Source organism: Sphingobacterium sp. B29, from assembly GCF_001952815.1.
Taxonomy (GTDB): Bacteria; Bacteroidota; Bacteroidia; order Sphingobacteriales; family Sphingobacteriaceae; genus Sphingobacterium; species Sphingobacterium siyangense.
The window spans coordinates 3,353,297-3,371,827 of sequence record NZ_CP019158.1 but is presented as its reverse complement, the minus strand read 5'-3'; the positions used below and the strand labels follow the sequence as shown (position 1 = coordinate 3,371,827).

At 39.3% G+C, this 18,531-nt stretch carries 16 protein-coding genes; 2 read left to right on the top strand and 14 right to left on the bottom strand.

Annotated elements, in window-relative coordinates:
- Window positions 1-61 precede the first annotated feature (61 nt).
- The 8 genes from BV902_RS14080 to BV902_RS14045 form a co-directional block, all read right to left on the bottom strand.
- Entirely contained in the window at window positions 62-3,115 is a 3,054-nt protein-coding gene (locus BV902_RS14080; protein WP_075992487.1) for a SusC/RagA family TonB-linked outer membrane protein, read from the bottom strand.
- A 371-nt stretch (window positions 3,116-3,486) separates the two neighbouring features.
- Window positions 3,487-4,443 (bottom strand): thioredoxin-disulfide reductase, encoded by a 957-nt coding sequence (gene trxB, locus BV902_RS14075; RefSeq protein ID WP_075992486.1) that lies wholly within the window; start codon window positions 4,441-4,443, stop codon window positions 3,487-3,489.
- A 28-nt stretch (window positions 4,444-4,471) separates the two neighbouring features.
- The gene (locus BV902_RS14070; protein WP_075992485.1) at window positions 4,472-5,425 is read right to left on the bottom strand and encodes a 3'-5' exonuclease; all 954 of its coding nucleotides are present in this window, start codon (window positions 5,423-5,425) and stop codon (window positions 4,472-4,474) included.
- A 71-nt stretch (window positions 5,426-5,496) separates the two neighbouring features.
- Window positions 5,497-6,819, bottom strand: coding sequence for a M16 family metallopeptidase (locus BV902_RS14065; RefSeq protein ID WP_075992484.1), 1,323 nt, complete (start codon window positions 6,817-6,819; stop codon window positions 5,497-5,499).
- A complete protein-coding gene (locus BV902_RS14060; RefSeq protein ID WP_075992483.1) occupies window positions 6,809-8,068 on the bottom strand; it encodes a M16 family metallopeptidase in 1,260 nt (419 codons plus the stop codon). Before BV902_RS14060 ends, BV902_RS14065 begins: the two co-directional genes overlap by 11 nt.
- Before the next feature lie 20 nt (window positions 8,069-8,088).
- Window positions 8,089-8,985: an oxygen-dependent coproporphyrinogen oxidase gene (gene hemF / locus BV902_RS14055; RefSeq protein WP_075992482.1), complete on the bottom strand. Its 897-nt coding sequence runs from the start codon at window positions 8,983-8,985 to the stop codon at window positions 8,089-8,091.
- A 19-nt stretch (window positions 8,986-9,004) separates the two neighbouring features.
- Window positions 9,005-10,009, bottom strand: a complete 1,005-nt coding sequence (locus BV902_RS14050; protein ID WP_070560849.1) for an NAD(P)H-dependent glycerol-3-phosphate dehydrogenase — start codon at window positions 10,007-10,009, stop codon at window positions 9,005-9,007.
- An 88-nt stretch (window positions 10,010-10,097) separates the two neighbouring features.
- Window positions 10,098-10,433 (bottom strand): Rieske (2Fe-2S) protein, encoded by a 336-nt coding sequence (locus BV902_RS14045; RefSeq protein ID WP_075992481.1) that lies wholly within the window; start codon window positions 10,431-10,433, stop codon window positions 10,098-10,100.
- Between the two features lie 68 nt (window positions 10,434-10,501).
- On the opposite strand from BV902_RS14045, the gene ychF reads away from it, so the two are divergent.
- Window positions 10,502-11,602, top strand: a complete 1,101-nt coding sequence (ychF, locus tag BV902_RS14040) for a redox-regulated ATPase YchF (protein ID WP_075992480.1) — start codon at window positions 10,502-10,504, stop codon at window positions 11,600-11,602.
- Between the two features lie 325 nt (window positions 11,603-11,927).
- Here the strand turns inward: ychF and BV902_RS14035 are convergent, their stop codons facing one another.
- Complete coding sequence (locus tag BV902_RS14035) at window positions 11,928-12,224, bottom strand: YgaP family membrane protein (protein WP_046676248.1); 297 nt, start codon at window positions 12,222-12,224, stop codon at window positions 11,928-11,930.
- Between the two features lie 134 nt (window positions 12,225-12,358).
- On the opposite strand from BV902_RS14035, the gene BV902_RS14030 reads away from it, so the two are divergent.
- Window positions 12,359-13,204: an ATP cone domain-containing protein gene (locus tag BV902_RS14030; protein ID WP_075992479.1), complete on the top strand. Its 846-nt coding sequence runs from the start codon at window positions 12,359-12,361 to the stop codon at window positions 13,202-13,204.
- A gap of 77 nt (window positions 13,205-13,281) precedes the next feature.
- Here BV902_RS14030 and ispE read toward each other — a convergent pair whose 3' ends face one another.
- The 5 genes from ispE to BV902_RS14005 all read right to left on the bottom strand — a co-directional run bounded on the left by ispE (window position 13,282) and on the right by BV902_RS14005 (window position 18,418).
- Complete coding sequence (ispE, locus tag BV902_RS14025) at window positions 13,282-14,097, bottom strand: 4-(cytidine 5'-diphospho)-2-C-methyl-D-erythritol kinase (RefSeq protein WP_075992478.1); 816 nt, start codon at window positions 14,095-14,097, stop codon at window positions 13,282-13,284.
- A gap of 30 nt (window positions 14,098-14,127) precedes the next feature.
- Window positions 14,128-14,655, bottom strand: coding sequence for an adenine phosphoribosyltransferase (locus tag BV902_RS14020; RefSeq protein WP_046676245.1), 528 nt, complete (start codon window positions 14,653-14,655; stop codon window positions 14,128-14,130).
- On the bottom strand, window positions 14,642-15,604 hold the full coding sequence (locus BV902_RS14015; RefSeq protein ID WP_075992477.1) for a helix-hairpin-helix domain-containing protein: 963 nt from the start codon (window positions 15,602-15,604) through the stop codon (window positions 14,642-14,644). Before BV902_RS14015 ends, BV902_RS14020 begins: the two co-directional genes overlap by 14 nt.
- A 107-nt stretch (window positions 15,605-15,711) precedes the next feature.
- Entirely contained in the window at window positions 15,712-17,016 is a 1,305-nt protein-coding gene (locus BV902_RS14010; protein ID WP_075992476.1) for an efflux RND transporter periplasmic adaptor subunit, read from the bottom strand.
- Between the two features lie 22 nt (window positions 17,017-17,038).
- Window positions 17,039-18,418 (bottom strand): TolC family protein, encoded by a 1,380-nt coding sequence (locus BV902_RS14005; RefSeq protein WP_172840684.1) that lies wholly within the window; start codon window positions 18,416-18,418, stop codon window positions 17,039-17,041.
- Window positions 18,419-18,531 lie beyond the last annotated feature (113 nt).

Here is an 18,531-nt window from a genome sequence, read left to right as displayed (position 1 = left end):
ATTGCTTGTCAATACGAATGGGCTTATCACAAAATCCCTCTTCAATACATTTACAGGTATATTAAAAAGTCAAAGAAATCCCTGCGGAAATAGATCTAGCTGCAGGATAAATTCCCGAATCGGTCCCTATCTGCACGTTACTTCCCGACGTCACCTCTGGGTCAAAACCTTTATATTTTGTCCATGTCAAAAGATTTTGTGCTGTTAAATAGAGATTAAGACTCTTGATACTGGCCCCTTCAAGCCATTCCTTTGGGAAGTTGTATCCAAAATGCAATGATTTAAGCCGGACAAAGGAACCGCTCTCTACAAATTGATTGGAAAATACCGGTGCCGGGTCTAATTTTGCCCGCGGATATAACTGACTTGGATTTGAAGGTGTCCAGCGCATCAATGCATCACTTGATGCGTTTTGCTGACCGGTAAACATCTCTAGATTCTGTCTATTGATATTAAGCAGATCATTACCAACTGTGCCCTGTATAAGAAACGACAGATCAAAACCTTTATAGGAAATACTATTGGTCAGCCCAAAAATAAAATCGGGCTGCGCATTACCGATAATCGTTCTATCATTTGCCGTGGTAAATTGACCATCACCATCGATATCTTTATATAGGCGATCTCCCGCTTTCGGTGTAGCATTTCCTGTAAACTTGCCCTTATTATTCTCTTCGCCCAATTGCAGAATGCCATCGGTTACCGTTCCATAAAATGTACCGATTGGCTCGCCCACTTTAATAATATAGTTTCCAGAAATATAGGAACGAGCACCTTCACCAATAGTCAACACTTTGTTGCGATTAAAGGAAAAGTTAAAGTCTGTATTCCAGCTGACTCTCCCCTGTAAATTCCGTGATTTTAAACTCAATTCCAATCCCCTATTCGATACGGAACCAAAATTCTGAAGAGAAGTGGCATACCCTGAAGTCCACGGTATTTCCACATTCAGCAAGAGATCTTTGGTTTTCTTATAATAGTAATCGGCTGTAAATTGAAGGCGATTGTTAAAGAGACTGATATCAAAGCCGCCATCGTATTGCAACGTACTCTCCCAGCCAAGATTTTTGTTGGGAATACGTTGTGGGGCAAAACCGGCGACAACATTGTTTCCAAAGAGATAATTCAAGCTATATAAGGTCGACAGCGACTGGTATTGCCCAATCTCCTGATTACCAGTGGTACCAAAACTTGTACGTATTTTAAAATCATTCACAGCGGGAAAAATCTTCTTAAAAAAAGATTCATTTGCAACACGCCACGATAATGCTACAGAGGGAAAATTACCCCATTTATTGTCCGCACCAAAGCGGGAACTGCCATCGCGGCGCAAACTTGCAGAAACATAATACTTATTTGCGTAGTTATAATTGATCCTCGCCAAATAAGAATGCAAGACCCAGGAATAACTGTCAGAAGATGGCCGAACGATAGTAGAGCCGCTCTGCAAACTGTTGAATAACAGTTCATCGGTTACAAAATTTTCAGCACCGGCATTAAAGATCTCATTTTTAGACTCCTGTTGGGTAAATCCTAACAAAGCATTAAAATTATGTTGACCAATTGAACCCGTATAGTTCAGGGTATTTTCATTTAACCAGGAAGTTCCGTCAAAATTTCCTAAGCTCGCTTTTCCTTTAGTACCAGCTCCCTCATAAATATAAGATGGCAAATAATATTTATCGTCTCTGCTATTTAAATCAACACCGACCAATACTTTTGCCTGTAAACCTTTTAAAATCCGATATTGAGCAAATGATGTCCCCAATATCCGAAGTCCATTAGAATTGTTAGTCGTTTCTTTTAAGGTTGCTATTGGATTGGCAAATATGTTTTCAAAAGGATTCCGTAACGTATACGCACCGTTGGCTTCATAGACGGTCGCTGTCGAAGGCATGATGAGTAAGGCATTGACAATACCCGTGGGAGCTATCTGCGCATTTGTTTTATTAACTGATAGATTTGCACCGACCTGTAATCGATCGAAAGGATTAGCATCAATATTTGATCGAAACCCTATACGCTTAAAATTTGTGTTAATAATAACACCATCTTGATCGAAATAATTTGCTCCCAGATAATATTGTATTTTTTCCGCTCCCCCAGACAGCGAAAGCTGCTGATTATAAACCTTACCGCTTTGAAAGGCCTCTTTTTGCCAATTAGTGCCATCACCTAATTGATCGATTTCAGCCTTTGTGCGGTATTGATAAGCCCCTAAGCCTGGATTTGCATCATACAATGCCTCATTTCTTAAAACTGCAAAATCATGGGCATTCAACACGTCTATTTGTTTAAGTACATTTTGTGCGCCAAAACTACCATCATAGCTTAATTGTACATGCCCTGCCCGACCTTTCTTCGTTGTTACCAGAATGACACCATTAGCTCCTCTGGACCCGTAAATAGCCGTCGCAGCCGCATCTTTAAGGACTTCAATGCTCTCAATATCCGTAGGACTGATACTGGCCAGAGGATTCACTGGCGTCCCGCTTCCTACCCCCGTACTTTCGGTTTGGTTATACACCGGAAATCCGTCAATGACATAAAGTGGTTCATTTCCTCCCTGGATGGATGCCCCCCCGCGAATTCGGATACTGACACCACCTCCTGGTTGTCCAGAGGTTTGCGTGACCTGCACTCCCGATATCCCACCTTTTAACGTTTGATCCAGTGATGAAACAGGCTGTTTTAGAAGCTTATCAGGCAATGTGGCTACCGAACCTGTCAGATCTCGACGTTTCTGCGTACCGTAGCCAACGACGACAACCTCATCGAGGTCCGCTGATGCAGGGGTCAACTCAATAACAGCTGGCGACGAATTGACAACCAATCGTTTTTTTTCGTAACCTAAGAAACTTAAAATTAAAGTAAAAGGAAGCTTCTGTCCAGTAACAAATTGAAAATTACCCTGATTGTCTGTCTGTACGCTATGGGTAACAGCCTCCAATTGTACGGTAACACCCTGAATGGGCTCCTTGGTTGTTGCATCAATAACCTTTCCAACTAAGGATGCATTAATAATGGGTTTTGGTTCTTGTGCTTGTACGATTCCGAATGCGTACAAAAAAAGCACGACTAAGGTAGAATACCGCAGTACTCCAAATTTTTTCATTGTCTGTTCTATTTAATGTGAAAATGCAAACAAGTGCCAACGCCATTGGTACGCTTGTTATAAAAACTTTACTGCATGTTTATTGATATATAAACATGGATGAATTGTATGCTTTTCAGCACATGCACATTCGACAATTAAAAAGAAAGGAATTAAAAAGAAAGGTGGGATTTGAATTGTTCTTGCGAACTGTAAAGTGGTCGTTTTTCATACTTGTTCAAAATTTAGTACTATAGTTTAGTAATCGTTGCCAACGCCAATTGTTAACGACTACACAAATATAAAATTATTTTTCAAAAAAGACTACTAGATAGGTCGTCTTTTTGAAAAATAATTCTTTTGAACAAGTTATGGGTTTATTCTTATAGCGATTATTCGCCGCTTTCTTTAGCTGCCAAGTATCTTTCAGCTTCCAAGGCTGCCATACAACCTGTACCTGCAGCAGTGATTGCCTGACGGAAGATATTATCCTGAACATCACCACAAGCAAAAACACCCGGTATGTTTGTCGCAGTACTATCTGGTTTTGTGATTAAATAGCCTGTTTCATCCATATCCAGTACACCTGTAAAAAGCTCGGTATTAGGCTTATGCCCAATAGCAACGAAGAAACCTGTTACTTCTAGATCTTTTTCAGACTGGTCTTTATTGTTAATAACACGTATTCCGGTCACCACTTGACCATCTCCTAAAACCTCTTTTGCCTCAGAATTGTAGTGAACTTCAATATTTGGCGTATTCATCACGCGGTGCACCATTGCTTTTGAAGCACGGAACTCATCCCGACGAACCAACATATGTACCTTTGAGCATAATTTTGCAAGGTATGTAGCTTCCTCTGCCGCTGTATCCCCAGCACCTACAATAGCAACTTCTTGGTTTTTAAAGAAAAACCCATCACATACAGCACATGCTGAAACACCAAAACCGTTGTATTTTTGTTCAGACTCCAAGCCTAACCATTTTGCTGTAGCTCCTGTTGCAATAATCACAGTATCTGCGGTTACTTGTACTGTTCCATCGATCTCAACACGGTGTACCTCACCAGTAAAATCTACTTTAGTCACATATCCAAAACGCACTGAAGTTCCGAAGCGTTCAGCTTGCTCACGTAAATCTTCCATCATCACCGGTCCAGTAATACCTTTTGGATAACCAGGAAAATTGTCCACCTCAGTAGTCTGTGTCAATTGTCCTCCTGGAACAATACCGGTATAAACCACTGGTTTCATATCCGCACGTGCAGCATAAATTGCTGCAGTATAACCTGCTGGCCCCGAACCAATAATCAAACACTGTACATGCTCCACTTCTTGTTTGAATTCCATAATCCTTTTTCTAAGCTATTAATTAACGTTATTTTTTAAATTTATCTTGCAATCCTTTCAACATATCTAAAGAAATGTTCTGTGGCGCTTCTTCTTTTTGCTGATTGAATTCCTTTTTCGCAAGTTTTTTATCTTCTACAGAATGGGTGGATGCTGCTTTTGCTTTTTGCTCACTCTTTTCCTTTTTATACCGATTCCAGATATTCTCTAAGACCTTCTTGGTATACAATGGAAAATCACCATTCTGCATCCAAGCGTAGTAACTAGGCTCCTGCTCAAATACTTCAATAACAGGTTTTCCTTTATGTTTACCAAAATTAATCGTTTCCAATCCTTCCGCATTATATACAAGACGTCCGGCAAAATCCACTGGCTTGCTTAGATTGGTAAATGCATGAAGGGCTTCGACATCGTTCACTACCGGATAAGAGACTACACCATGTTTATCTTCAAATGCTGCCCCCTCATATTTCGTCAACTGTGCTTTCAATACTTCATATGTTGCGCGAACATCAGCTTCAGCCGTATGTGCATTTTCAAGATTTTCATTGCAGTAAAACTTGTATGCCGCTTTCAAGGTTCGTTGTTCCATTTGATGGAAGATGTTTTGAACATCTACAAATGCCCTTCCCTCCAATGAAAAATCAACGCCTGCCCGCAAAAACTCTTCCATGAGCATAGGGACATCGAATTTATTGGAATTATATCCCGCCAGATCTCCATCCGCAATAAAAGCCGCAAGCTCCACTGCTATTGCTTTAAAATTAGGAGCATCCTTCACGTCCTCATCATAAATACCGTGAAAAAAAGAGGATTCCGCGGGAATAGGTATTTCTGGATTGATCTTCTTTGTATAGACTGTTTCTTCACCATTGGGCATCACTTTCAAAAATGATACCTCGACAATACGATCGGTCGCCACATTAACACCTGTAGTTTCCAAATCGAAAAATACCAATGGTCTTTTTAATTTTAATTCCATGCTGGATAATACGCTTTTTTATCAAAAACCAAAAATACAAAGTAGTATTCGATTTTTGTAGTCTAAGAAATTTAATTTACAACCGCTTGATGAACTGATTCAGTTTGACTGATTTTCCCTACAACAACTTTCACCATTGCGTCAAAGTCCAGGTATTTATTGGCAAGGTCGCGCACCTTCTCCGGCGACATGTTTCGGATCTGTTCCATATAATAGGAATAATACGTTAATGTCATCCCATTTAACAAAACACTTTTAAACTTGTCCGCATGCGAAAAGATACTTTCCAATGAACCCAACATAGAACCTTCCATATAGGTTTTAACGAGATTCACCTCTTCTTCGGAGGCCAATGATGTTTTCAACAAATTGATCTCCTTTTCTATTTCTGTCAGGGTTGCATGCGTTACATCTACTCCTACTTCGGTTACAATAGTCATAAAACCAGTATGCTTCAAGGTTGCGACAGCCGAACCAATACTATAGGTATACCCTTTTTCTTCACGAATATTTCGCATCAGACGGGAACCAAAAAAACCACCTAATAAAGTATTGACAAACTGTAGTGCAGGATAATCAGGATGTGTCCTTCCAATCGTCTGGCAACCTATACGAATGGCAGACTGCAATGCATTTTCTTTTTCCTCGTAAACCAAATCATTAGATCCTTGTGCCAAAACTGGTCCATCCAAAGATGAGTCAATAGCTACTCCCTTCCAATCTACACCAAAAATTTGTTCCAGTTCTTGCAATAGCTCATCCGAAACATTACCTGAAACAATTAAGGTACAGTTGCTAGGAACTATTTCCCGCTTATACAATTCGATCAACTGCGCACGTGTAATCGCATCATAATCTTCCAGTTTTGGTGTACGCCCGTAACGATTATACTTACCAAAGATCAAGTTATAGAATTTACGTCGCGCCAGATAATCATTTTTCTGCATAGAAACTTGAAACTTTTGCTTGTTATTACGTAAATAGGTATCCAATTCTTGTTGCGGAATAGACGCCTCTGTCAGAATATCTTTTACCAGAGGCAAAAGGACCTGACTATGTCTATTCAATGTATAAAGCGACAGCGAAGTTACGTCAAAAGAATATTCAGGGACAAGAAATGCACCATAGAAATCTACTTTATCAGCAATCTCTGCACTGGACATGGTATTTGTCCCCTCTTTAAGTAAGGCGCTTAAAGCACTATTTAACAACGGGTTTTCAATCTGCCCGTCAGGATAGGTATTCTCAAAGATCCATTCTATTCGCACCAGCTCCTGCTCGGGCGACTGGAAAACATAGACAGGCAATCCGTTTTCAAACTGCTTCTTGATTGGCTCTTTCAAACTTATATTTCCAATTTCACGGAACTCAGGTGCTTTGGTTCTATCCAACATGTACAGCCTCCTCTTCTTTTGATTTATACATTAATATAGAAGCATTCTCCGGTCTAAAAATAGCCTGAGCTTGCTGTTGAACTTCCTCGGCACTCACCGACAAATATTTTGAGACCTCCGTGTTAATGCCATCTGCATCACCCAATAACTCATGGAAAGCCAAGTTCATGGCTTTATCCAAAATAGATAGTTCCGCAAAAACATTTGTCGATTCGATCTTATTCTTTACTTTTTCCAATTCAGCTGCAGGTACCAACTCGGATTTTATGACCTCCAATTCGGCCCAGACTGCACGTTCAGCTTCTTCTAACGAGATGCCTTCCGATGGTTTTCCTTCAATAACAAAAAGGTTATTGTCGATACTTCCCATGACATAGGCGTTTATTTCACTAAATAGCTGCCCCTCTTTTACCAATCGACGATACAAACGTGAAGAAGATCCTCTTGATAAAATATCCGATAAAAGATCCATTGCGAAATACCCTTCTTCCAATCTTGCGGGGCCATGAAATGCCATGTAAAGTGCATCTAAAGGCACTTCTGCCCAAGTAGTCGCCCGCCTTATCTCCTCTTGCGCCGGCTCTTTAGGCAATTGACGATTATATTTTTCGCCAGCCTCAATATCGCCAAACCACTTTTGGGTCAAAGCCTTTACTTCTTCAAAATGTACATCTCCAGAAACAACCATAATTGCACTCTGTGGATTATAATGTAATTTGAAGAAAGCTTTTACATCTTCCATTGTAGCCTCTTCAATATGGCTTAACTCTTTTCCGATGGTCGCCCAGCGATACGGATGTACCTGATAAGCTAATGGACGCAATTTTAACCATGCATCACCATAAGGTTGATTCAAATAACGCTGTTTGAACTCCTCACTCACGACATTTCGTTGCACCTCAAGGCTCTGTGCTGAAAAAGCCAGACTTAACATCCGGTCGGACTCAAGCCACAATGCTGTTTCGAGATTTGAAGAAGGCAAGGTAATGTAGTAATTTGTGATGTCGTTGCTTGTAAAAGCATTATTTTCACCACCTACTTTTTGCAATTCGGTATCGAAGTTAGGAATATTGATACTTCCACCAAACATCAGGTGTTCAAATAAGTGTGCAAATCCGGTCTGTTCCGGAGACTCATCCCTCGCGCCGACATCATACAAGATATTGACACAAGCCATGGCCGTATTATGATCCTCGTGTACCAATACACGCAGGCCGTTTTCTAACGTAAATTTTTGATAAGAAACCATCTGATTTTTCTTCGATGTTTTTAAATCCAGTTTATACCTTTTCGTAGTAAAGCTAAGGTTTTGGCTTCTTCTGAGCCTTCTTCAGGACGATAATCGTACACCCAATTGGCCTGGGCAGGAAGACTCATCAGTATCGACTCAATTCGACCATTCGTTTCAAGTCCAAATTTAGTCCCCGAGTCCCATACCAGGTTAAATTCGACGTAGCGTCCGCGACGAATTAATTGCCAATTTTTTTGTTGATCAGTAAAGGCTTTATGTCGATTTTTCTCCACCAAAGCGGTGTAGGTTGGTGCAAACGTACGGCCTAGATCACACGAAAAAGCAAAAATATCCTCCATGCTCATCCCTGTTTTTTCAGTATTCAACTTATCGTAAAATACACCTCCTATTCCCCGTGTTTCCTGGCGGTGTCTGATATAAAAATAATCATCCGCCCAATTTTTAAATTTTTCATAGAAAGTAGTATCATGACGATCACATACATCTTTCAGCTGCTGATGAAAATAACGGGCATCCTCTTCATCGACATAATGCGGCGTTAAATCGATTCCACCACCAAACCAACGAATCTGATCGTTTAGTTCAAAATAGCGGATATTCATGTGTATAATAGGGACTAAGGGATTATTGGGATGAATGACGATGGATACTCCGGTCGCAAAAAAATCATCTTCTTCTACAGCAAATGATTTCTTGATTGCTTCGGGTAATTTGCCATAGACAGACGAAAAGTTAACACCTCCCTTTTCCAAAATTTGACCATTCTGAATGATCCTGGTACGACCTCCGCCACCACCTTCACGTTCCCACAATTCTTCTTCAAAGCGCGCCGATCCATCTAATTTCTCCAACGCCTGACATATTTCGTCCTGAATTTCTTTATAAGCTAAAGCAATCGCTTCTTTTGTTATCATCTACTCTATTGCTACTTTATTATGTTAATTTTTCGCTTAATGCTTGAATAATTTTAGATGCAGGAAGGTGTTCATACAAAATTTGGTGCACGGCATCGCATATTGGTAGTTCCACTGCATATTTTTTTGCATATTCCTGAATACATGCCGAAGCGTAATACCCTTCTGCCACCATATTCATTTCCAATTGGGCAGATTGTACGCTGTAGCCCTTTCCAATCATATTTCCAAAGGTTCTATTTCGGCTGAATTGAGAATAGGCTGTTACCAATAGATCCCCTAAATAAGCCGAAGTATTCACATCCCGGGAAGTATCACCGTCCACTTTACCGACGAAACGACGCATTTCGCGAATTGCATTGGATACTAACACCGCTTGAAAATTATCACCATAACCCAAGCCATGACAAATACCACCAGCTAACGCATATATATTTTTCAATACTGCACCAAACTCTATCCCTAGAACATCTTCCGACAGAATCGTCTTAATGACCCTCGAAGATAAAAAGGAAGCAACCAATGCAGCACTATCTAGGTTTTTACAGCCGAACGTTAAATAAGACAGTTTGCCTAAGGCAACTTCCTCCGCATGGCATGGACCACCAACCACACAAATCTGCTCAATATCTACCTCATAACGTTGCTCCAAAAACTCACCGATAATCAAATTATCTTTGGGAATAATCCCCTTAATGGCCGAAACGACAATTTTATTTCTAAAATCTTCCTTCGTCACATTTGCCAGTGCATCCTTCAAATAAGCCGCAGGCGTATTTAAAATGACAATGTCCGAATTCGTAATTACATTTTTTGCATCGGTATCAATCGTCGTAATACTAAGATCAACCGAAACACTGCTCAGGTAAGTCGGGTTGTGTTTGAATTTTTGAATATATTCTGCATCTTCTTCCTTTCTTACCCACCAAAAAATATGCTTGTCTTGGTCATTTTCGCATAGCATCTTGATCATAGCCGTAGCCCAACTTCCGCTACCAATTATACCAATCTTTTTCCCCTGCATGTCTTTAATTTGTTTTCGATAGCAAATATACTTATTTACTCCTTAGATATACGATTCACGCGGTGAGATATGATACTTTCGTTACTTTCTAAGTGAATAAGCGTTGCCAAAAGCCTATTTTCAAACCGACATAATATTCTTTATCTTCTAATTTCACGGGGTAAACAGTAATAAAATCATGCTGGTCAGGATTACCTCTACCTGAAATTAAATCAAATTCGTGGCGATGAAAAGGACAGATTACTTTTCCACGCTCACACCAGCCATTTTTCAGTGGTGCTCCAGCATGAGGGCATTTTCGGGAGAAAGCAAAGAGTTTGTCTTCAAACCACGTTATGCAAATAATTTTTCCACCGAATTCATGTTCGCTGATGCCCTGATTTTTCAGAAAATCGGCATGTTCAATTTTGTACCAATGAACCATTCGACAAGATAGCTAAAAATTACAGTGAATTTTCTATCTTTGTGCAATTTCAAAAATTTGCACTATATATGGCTTTACAATGCGGTATCGTAGGTTTACCAAACGTCGGTAAATCAACATTATTTAACTGTTTGTCGAACGCGAAAGCGCAAGCGGCTAACTTTCCATTTTGTACAATTGAACCAAATGTTGGGGTAATTACCGTACCGGATGCCCGTCTCAATAAATTAGCTGAATTAGTCAACCCACAACGTGTTGTTCCAAATACAATCGAGATCGTCGACATCGCAGGTCTTGTAAAAGGAGCTTCGAAAGGTGAAGGCTTAGGCAACCAATTCTTAGGAAATATTCGTACGACCAATGCTATTATTCACGTTTTAAGATGTTTTGACGACGGAAACGTGATCCACGTTGATGGTTCGGTAGACCCGATCAGAGATAAAGAAATCATTGACACCGAATTACAGCTTAAGGATTTGGACACTGTTGTTAAACGTATCCAAAAGGTTGAAAAAATGGCTAAAACAGGCGGCGACAAAGACGCAAAAAGAACATTTGACATCCTATCGATCGTTAAAGATCATCTTGAGGCAGGCAAATCTGCACGAACTGCAGCGATTGAAGCTGAAGATTTTGAGTTTATTCAGGATTTAGCATTATTGACCGCTAAACCTGTACTTTATGTATGTAATGTAGATGAAGGCTCCGTCAACACAGGAAACGCTTATGTCGAACGTGTTAAGGAAGCTGTAAAAGACGAAAAAGCAGAAGTATTGATTATCTCTGCGCAGATCGAATCCGAAATTGCACAACTGGAAAGCTACGAAGAACGCAAAATGTTCTTAGATGACCTTGGCCTTGAAGAATCTGGCGTACACAAGCTGATCCGCGCCGCATATTCGCTTTTAAATCTGGCAACTTATTTTACTGCTGGTGTACAAGAAGTCCGCGCTTGGACGATTGAGAACGGATTTACAGCACCTCAGGCTGCAGGTGTCATCCACACAGATTTCGAAAAAGGATTTATCCGCGCTGAAGTAATTAAGTATGACGATTTCGTCACACTTGGCTCCGAAAATGCAGTAAAAGAAGCTGGAAAATTATCAGTGGAAGGAAAAACATATATTGTCCAAGATGGCGATATCATGCACTTCCGTTTTAACGTATAACCATCCCGCCTGTTCAAACAAGTGAACATAAAAAAGAGGCGAACACTTTTGAAGTGCTCGCCTTTTTTAAGTTTTAATCTTCTCCCTTTTTATTGTCAAAACTATGCCCCACCTAGCGGACGGGCTATTATCAAATTCGCCCTGTAAGCACAGTGAGTCCACGTTGAGTCCACGTTGAGTCCACCTTTTTGTTGTACAGTCACCATGCTTTCACCGTAGTCGAACCCCGCTCGCAGGGCGAAGTAAACACCTCACTGTTGTCAAGCAGCTCCATAGAAGCCTCTACTAAAAACACTTTTACGTTAAGCAAGGGTTACACGACTTGCTATTTAACAAAATAGCGATGCTCAATCACCTCTACTTTTTTGATATCCTTATCTTCTAATACTTTCTTAACATCACAATGACCCGTTACGCCACGATAGATCAAAGCTCCACCAAGGGTTAGTCCAGACAATCCAGTAAGTGGGGATTTAAACAGTTTTTTAACACCCAAGCCCAATATGAATCCGCCGGCAATCACCGACAGAACACGCTCAGAGGTGCCAATATTTTCTTCGATACAATCGTCTTCGATCTTCGTTTTTATCTTATCAAATGCAAAGTTTAGTAGGTTACTCATAATTATCTCTATTTTTTTTTCGTCTATGTTATAAACAAATGGTGTCCTAAAAAAGTTTAGGAATAGAATAATAGTTTTTTATGTTGTTTCTCCGACGACATCTCTTATATTCGTATTTAACAAATTAGAAATACATGCAAATCAAAAAATATTCCGGTGAATTAGTTCCATTTAATGGTGACTCGCTGCGCCATTCGCTTTCTCGTTCGGGTGCCAATGCCGACCAGGTCAAACAGGTCTACGATAAGGTACTCAACGAAATATATGATGGCATTTCAACAAGAGAGCTCTATCAGCTGGCCTTTGACACGTTGAAAACAGTACGAAACTCCTTCGCAGCACGCTATAGCCTAAAAAAAGCCTTACGTGAATTAGGACCTGAAGGCTTCTACTTCGAAAAATACATTGCTCACCTATTGCGATCCATCGGCTATGAAAGTACCACGGGGCAGACCGTGCAGGGGCATGCTGTTTCGCATGAATTGGACGTTGTCGCCTATAAGGACGGCAAACTCATTACCGCGGAATGTAAATTTCGAAACGATATTGACGCTAAAATATCGGTAACAACGCCGATGTATTATCTTTCCAGATTCAACGATATCAGCAATATCAAGTATCAGTTTTTTGGGAAGCAGCTGCAGTTTCAAGAAGGCTGGCTGATTACCAATGCTTACTTCACTTCCGACTCGATTGATTTTGCCAAATATTATAAGATCAACCTGCTCTCTTGGGATTACCCCAAAGAAAATAGCATTAAAAAAAGAGTAGATAAAGCAGTTTTTTATCCGGTCACTTGTCTAACAACTCTTTCAGATCTTGAAGAACAACAACTGCTCAAAAATCAGCTTATTTTAGTGAAAGATATCGTCAGTAATCCCGAAAAATTGGATCTTCTAAACTTAACAAAAGAACGGAAAGAAAAGGTTTTAAATGAGGCTCGCGAACTCATAAACTATCAAGTGGAAGAAGAGTATTAATAACATACTAAAAAAAGCATTATGTCTATCTGTCCAAACAGGTATACATAATGCTTTTTTAGTAACCGATAGTACTCTTACAGCTTGGTTGGATGATAGATCTTGCCATATTTTGCAAGCTCGCTTAAATCTGTTTTTTCCCAAAATATACCATAAATAGCCGCTCCGGAACCCGACATAGAAGCATATATCGCTCCTTTTTGATATAAAGTTTCTTTGATTTCTTTCAACAATGGGTAACGCTCGAAAATACCATCCTCAAAATCATTACGAATATGAAACTTCCATTCTTGGATAGGTAAACGAATTGCTTCTTCCAAATTAACTTCGGGCACCTTAGGATCTACACCAGCATAAGCTTCAGCTGTAGAAATATGAATATTTGGCATAATGACTGCAATATGGTAGCCATCCAAATTTAGATTTAAGTCTTTAAAATCAGTCCCAATGCCTGTTGCAAAAACAGGATTATTTGCAATAAAAAATGGGCAATCGGCTCCTAACTTTGCGGCATACCCCGCTAGTTGCTCTTCTGTAAGATTCAATTGAAAGAGCGTATTGAGCCCTTTCAAAACAAAAGACGCGTCGGCAGAACCGCCCCCTAAGCCTGCTCCAATCGGAATTTGTTTGATCAAATCAATTGAAACGGGCGGAATGCCATAATCTTTTTCCAACAATTCAAAAGCTCTTATACAAAGGTTATTACGGAGATTTCCTGGGATATGTTCTCCTTGAATATTTAGTGTTGTCTCCGTAGCAGTCGTATCCAATAATTCGATAATATCGTAAATTGGAAGTGGATAAAAAACACTGTTCAGCTCATGATATCCATCCGTACGCTTGGCAATTACTTGCAGTCCAATGTTTAGTTTAGCGTTTGCAAAAAGTATCATGTGAAATGCTCTAAATCGTATATTTTTAAATTAATAACTTACCAATGAAAAGATATTATCACTGAATCTGGATAATCTTCCTTTCGCCTTTAGGAAGTCTAAAGAGATGATAAAACTATAAGCGACGATCTCGCCACCAAGTCTTTCAATAAGTTTACTGGCAGCAACGACGGTACCCCCTGTTGCTAAAAGGTCGTCGTGAACCAATATGCGGCTTCCTTTTTCAAAAGCATCTTCATGGATTTCAATCGTTGCTTGGCCGTATTCCAATGCATAAGATTCAGACACGGTCTTAAAAGGTAATTTACCTTGTTTTCGAATTGGAATAAAAGGCAAGCCCAGCCTATTGGCAAGTAAAAATCCAAATAGAAAACCCCGGCTCTCAATTCCAGCAATAGCATCTATCTCTATTCCTTGCAATTGATCAATAATCGCATCAACCATTTCGCTACACAATGCCGCATCTTTCAACAAAGGGGTAATATCTTTAAAGACAATACCAGGTTTAGGAAAATCCACAATATCCCGGATTTCCAGTTTCAATTTATCTTGAATCATTCTCAAAAATTAAATAAGGCGCAATCTTCGCAATCGCAAGATCTGAAAGTGTTCCTATTTTTGTCAAATCTTCTATATTGACATAACTTCCATGTTGATCCCGATAATTGACGATTAGTTTCGCATCTTTAGGGCTAAGATACGGATGTTTAGCCAATGAATTTGCATCAACTTTATTAATATTGATTTTTTTGATTCCATCTAAATTAGCTACAACAATATAGTCTTTAATTAGATCATACGTTTCAGCCGTAACTCCATAAACCTCCTTTAACTGTTCTATACGATAGAAACCACCAAGAACATCTTTATATTTCAAAATGCGTTTGGATAGAATTGAGCCTATCCCTTTAAGACTGATTAATGCCGTGGTATCACAGGTATTAATATCGATAAGTTCAGCTTTATTTCTTTCAAATTTATCATACAGCAAAGGCGCTCTGTCCTGTTGTTTCGTTCGTTCCGAATCGGGAATTGTTTTTATTTGGATGTAAGGCTCTAATCTCTTGTAAAGTCGATCATTAATGGAGTAGATTTTCTTCAGATCGGTTTTTACCTTAAATCGCCCCCCCTTTTTTTCATAATTTTTCAGTACTGCAATCTGTTTATCAGAAAGTCCCAACTTATGCCAGTCAGCGTGAGGTAAATTATTTGGATCAAAATAAAATAGCTTTTCATCATCTAAATCTGTAGTCGGCGAGATGGATACAACACTTTCGTTTTTATTCACATAGGGGCTATTAAACTCCTGTTTGTTGGGTGTACTGGAAATCTCTATAGAATCGTGAAAGGACTGTTCAAAAAGTTTGGCCTGATTTGGAATAGGATCTCTCGTATTACGTTTAATCAGCGTATAAATCGTCGCAAACAAAACGATAATCACCAAAATAATGAAAAATCCATTTTGTTCTGTTTTACTAAATTTAAAATAAGCCAATAGCCTTTTCATAAGCCGCTAACAATTGGGTTGTTTAAATTTAATAAATTATAAGGAAAATAAAAAGGGAATTATTAAAAAACAATTCCCTTTTTATTAATTATTATCTACAAAGAGATTTATAACTTTGACTTATCAACTTTTTCAACTTGACTACCGTCTTTTAAGGTTTTGGAAATCGCATCAAATGGTCTAGAAACGACCTCGTCTCCTTTTTTAAGTCCTGAAGTAACAATGATATTTTTATCATCCTGAATACCTGTCTTAACCAAAACCTGCTTAACTATTTTATCTTTTAGGACAAATACATATTCATCAACTTTCTTATTTGTATTTGTAGAGTCTTTATCGTCAGAGCGCACGGTTACCGATTGAATCGGTACAACCAGTCCTTTATCGTGTTTTGTAAATATCTGAACTGTTGCAGACAAACCCGGTTTAAATGGCGATGCCACATTCTCTTTCATCAAGTCTTGATACGATTCTGCGCTGATGCGAACTTTTACATTAAAATTTGTCACCTGATCTGTCGATGATGTCGCCGTAGTTGTCGTTGCGATGTTTTTAGACGAGCTAGCGATTTCGGTCACAACACCTTTAAACTTTCTGTCCTTAAAAGCATCGACTTCAATCTCAGCTTGATTCCCTACTCTTACATTGTTAATATCATTTTCATTTACATCGACATTAACCTCCATCGAACTCATATTGGCGATACGCATAATTTCTGTACCTGCCATCTGCGCCGTTCCAACCACACGCTCTCCCTTTTCGATAGACAAGAGAGAAATGATGCCATCTGATGGCGCGTAAATTGTCGTCCGATTTAAATTATCTTGTGCTTCTTTTACTGAGGCTTGTGATTGATCAATACCATATTTTGTAGAACGTACAGTCTCTCTTTGTGCTTGGATAGAAGCCTGTGCTGCATGATATTCTGCCGAACTTTTATCCATTTCTGAGGCAGAAATAACACGTTTTTCAAAAAGTTCCTGATTCCGTTTATAGGTAGCAGCTACATTTTTGAAGTTTTCTTCCTGTTGTTTTAATTGCTGTTGCGCAGCGGCTAAATTGGCTCGCTGTGAATTCATTGCTGCAACAGATCGATCATAACCAGATTGCAAAATATCTGGTTTGATCCGACAGAGTACTTGTCCTTTTTTAACAAAATCACCCTCTTTAATATTAAGTTCTACAACCTCTCCAGATACCTCTGAACTCAGTTTAACCTCCACTTCAGGCTGAATCTTCCCACTTGCAGAAACTAATTCATCAACATCCATCTCTTTTACTACATCCACCGCGACTTTGGTAATCTCTCCTTTGCCAAACCAGCCTGCTTTAAAACCTATAAAACCAAGGACTACCAAGAGCACAACTATTATTAATATAATTTTTCCAATGCTACGTTTTTTCTTTGCCATTTCTTTTGTTAAATCAAATAGGTTAATTGTTATCGAATTGAATTGGATTTCCGAGGTAATAATCAATGATCTTTGATCTGAATATTACGTTATATTTTGCTTGAATAAGGTCAAATTCGGCCTTATTTCGTTCCGTTTGAGCAGTAAACAACTCCAGTGAATTCGCCATACCAATATCGTAACGTTCTTTTGTCGCCTTAAATGCTGTTTCAGCACTTTCAAATGCGACGGTAGCCGAGCTATAGCGTTGTTTGGCCGCATTCACATCCAATACAGCCTGATTAACGGCCTTGTTTAAGTTATTTTTTGCCAATTGCTCGGAGGCTTCAGCCTGTTTTAAACCGATCTTTGCCTTGGCCACATTTACTTTATTCTGATTTCTTGAAAAAATTGGAATAGCAAGAGATAAACCGGTAAAAAAAGACTTGTTATCCGATATCTGTTGGCCAAAAGGCACTCTAAAAAGGGTCGCAGGATCCAATGGATCTGTTTGCCTTGTTGTCGCAGATGAGTAATTCGTTCCATAACTCACGTTCAAATTGAGTGTCGGATAATAGCCCCCCTTTGCAATATCGATTTGTTTCAATGCGACCTCTTTATCCAATGCAGACTTATGAATATCCGGCTGCAATGTGAGCGCTTTCTGGTAGACATCCACCGCATTTTTATCCACTGCATGAACCAATATAGATTCCAAGCTTGGACGTTCCAAGGAAATAGGCGTTTCAGGAGGCATTTCCATCAGCTGCTTCAAGGTCAACAAAGACATTTCGTATGAATTTTTCAAATTAACTTTGTTCAATTCATTTGTAGCAACCTGATTTTTTGATTTGGCAAGATCGGCAATCGTTTTATTACCAACTGCAAACTGGATGGAGTCCAGTGAAAATTGCTGTTTCGACAAAGCGATCTGGTCTTCACTCGCAACCATCATCTCATGATTGGTAATAGCTTCCAAATAATTAACCAGCACATTGAGCACAAGGTCATTCTTGATCTTATCCACCTGAGTCGCCGTAGACTCCAGTTGCAACTTATTCGCTTTGATCTGATTGATCTGTTGAAAGCCCTGAAATAAATTGACACTTGATCCCACCGAGCCACTGGTTCCTTTTGTCCAGGTGTTATTGACGATTCGTCCGGAAGTTAAATCGAAACCAAAGCCATAACGAAAACTTTGATCCACGCTAGCACTCAGGTTCGGCAATAAATTACTTTTTGCCTGAAACAAGTCCTGCTCAGCAAGATCTTTGTTCAGCGCCGCTTGTTTTATCTGTACGTTCCGTTCCAATGTCATACGAATGGCTTCTGCCACTCCTACAACCTGTTGGGCTTGAACCAAATCGTTAGTTCCTAGAAATAACCCAGTAAATACTACTGCAGAATAATAAAATCTTTTCATGTCCATATGTAGAACCATACATTTTTTTTTAGATTTGAACTTCATTTATCGGTTATGTATTTTGTCAAATCTCCATTTTTCCTTAGATGGCTATATCCCAAATCAATATGGAA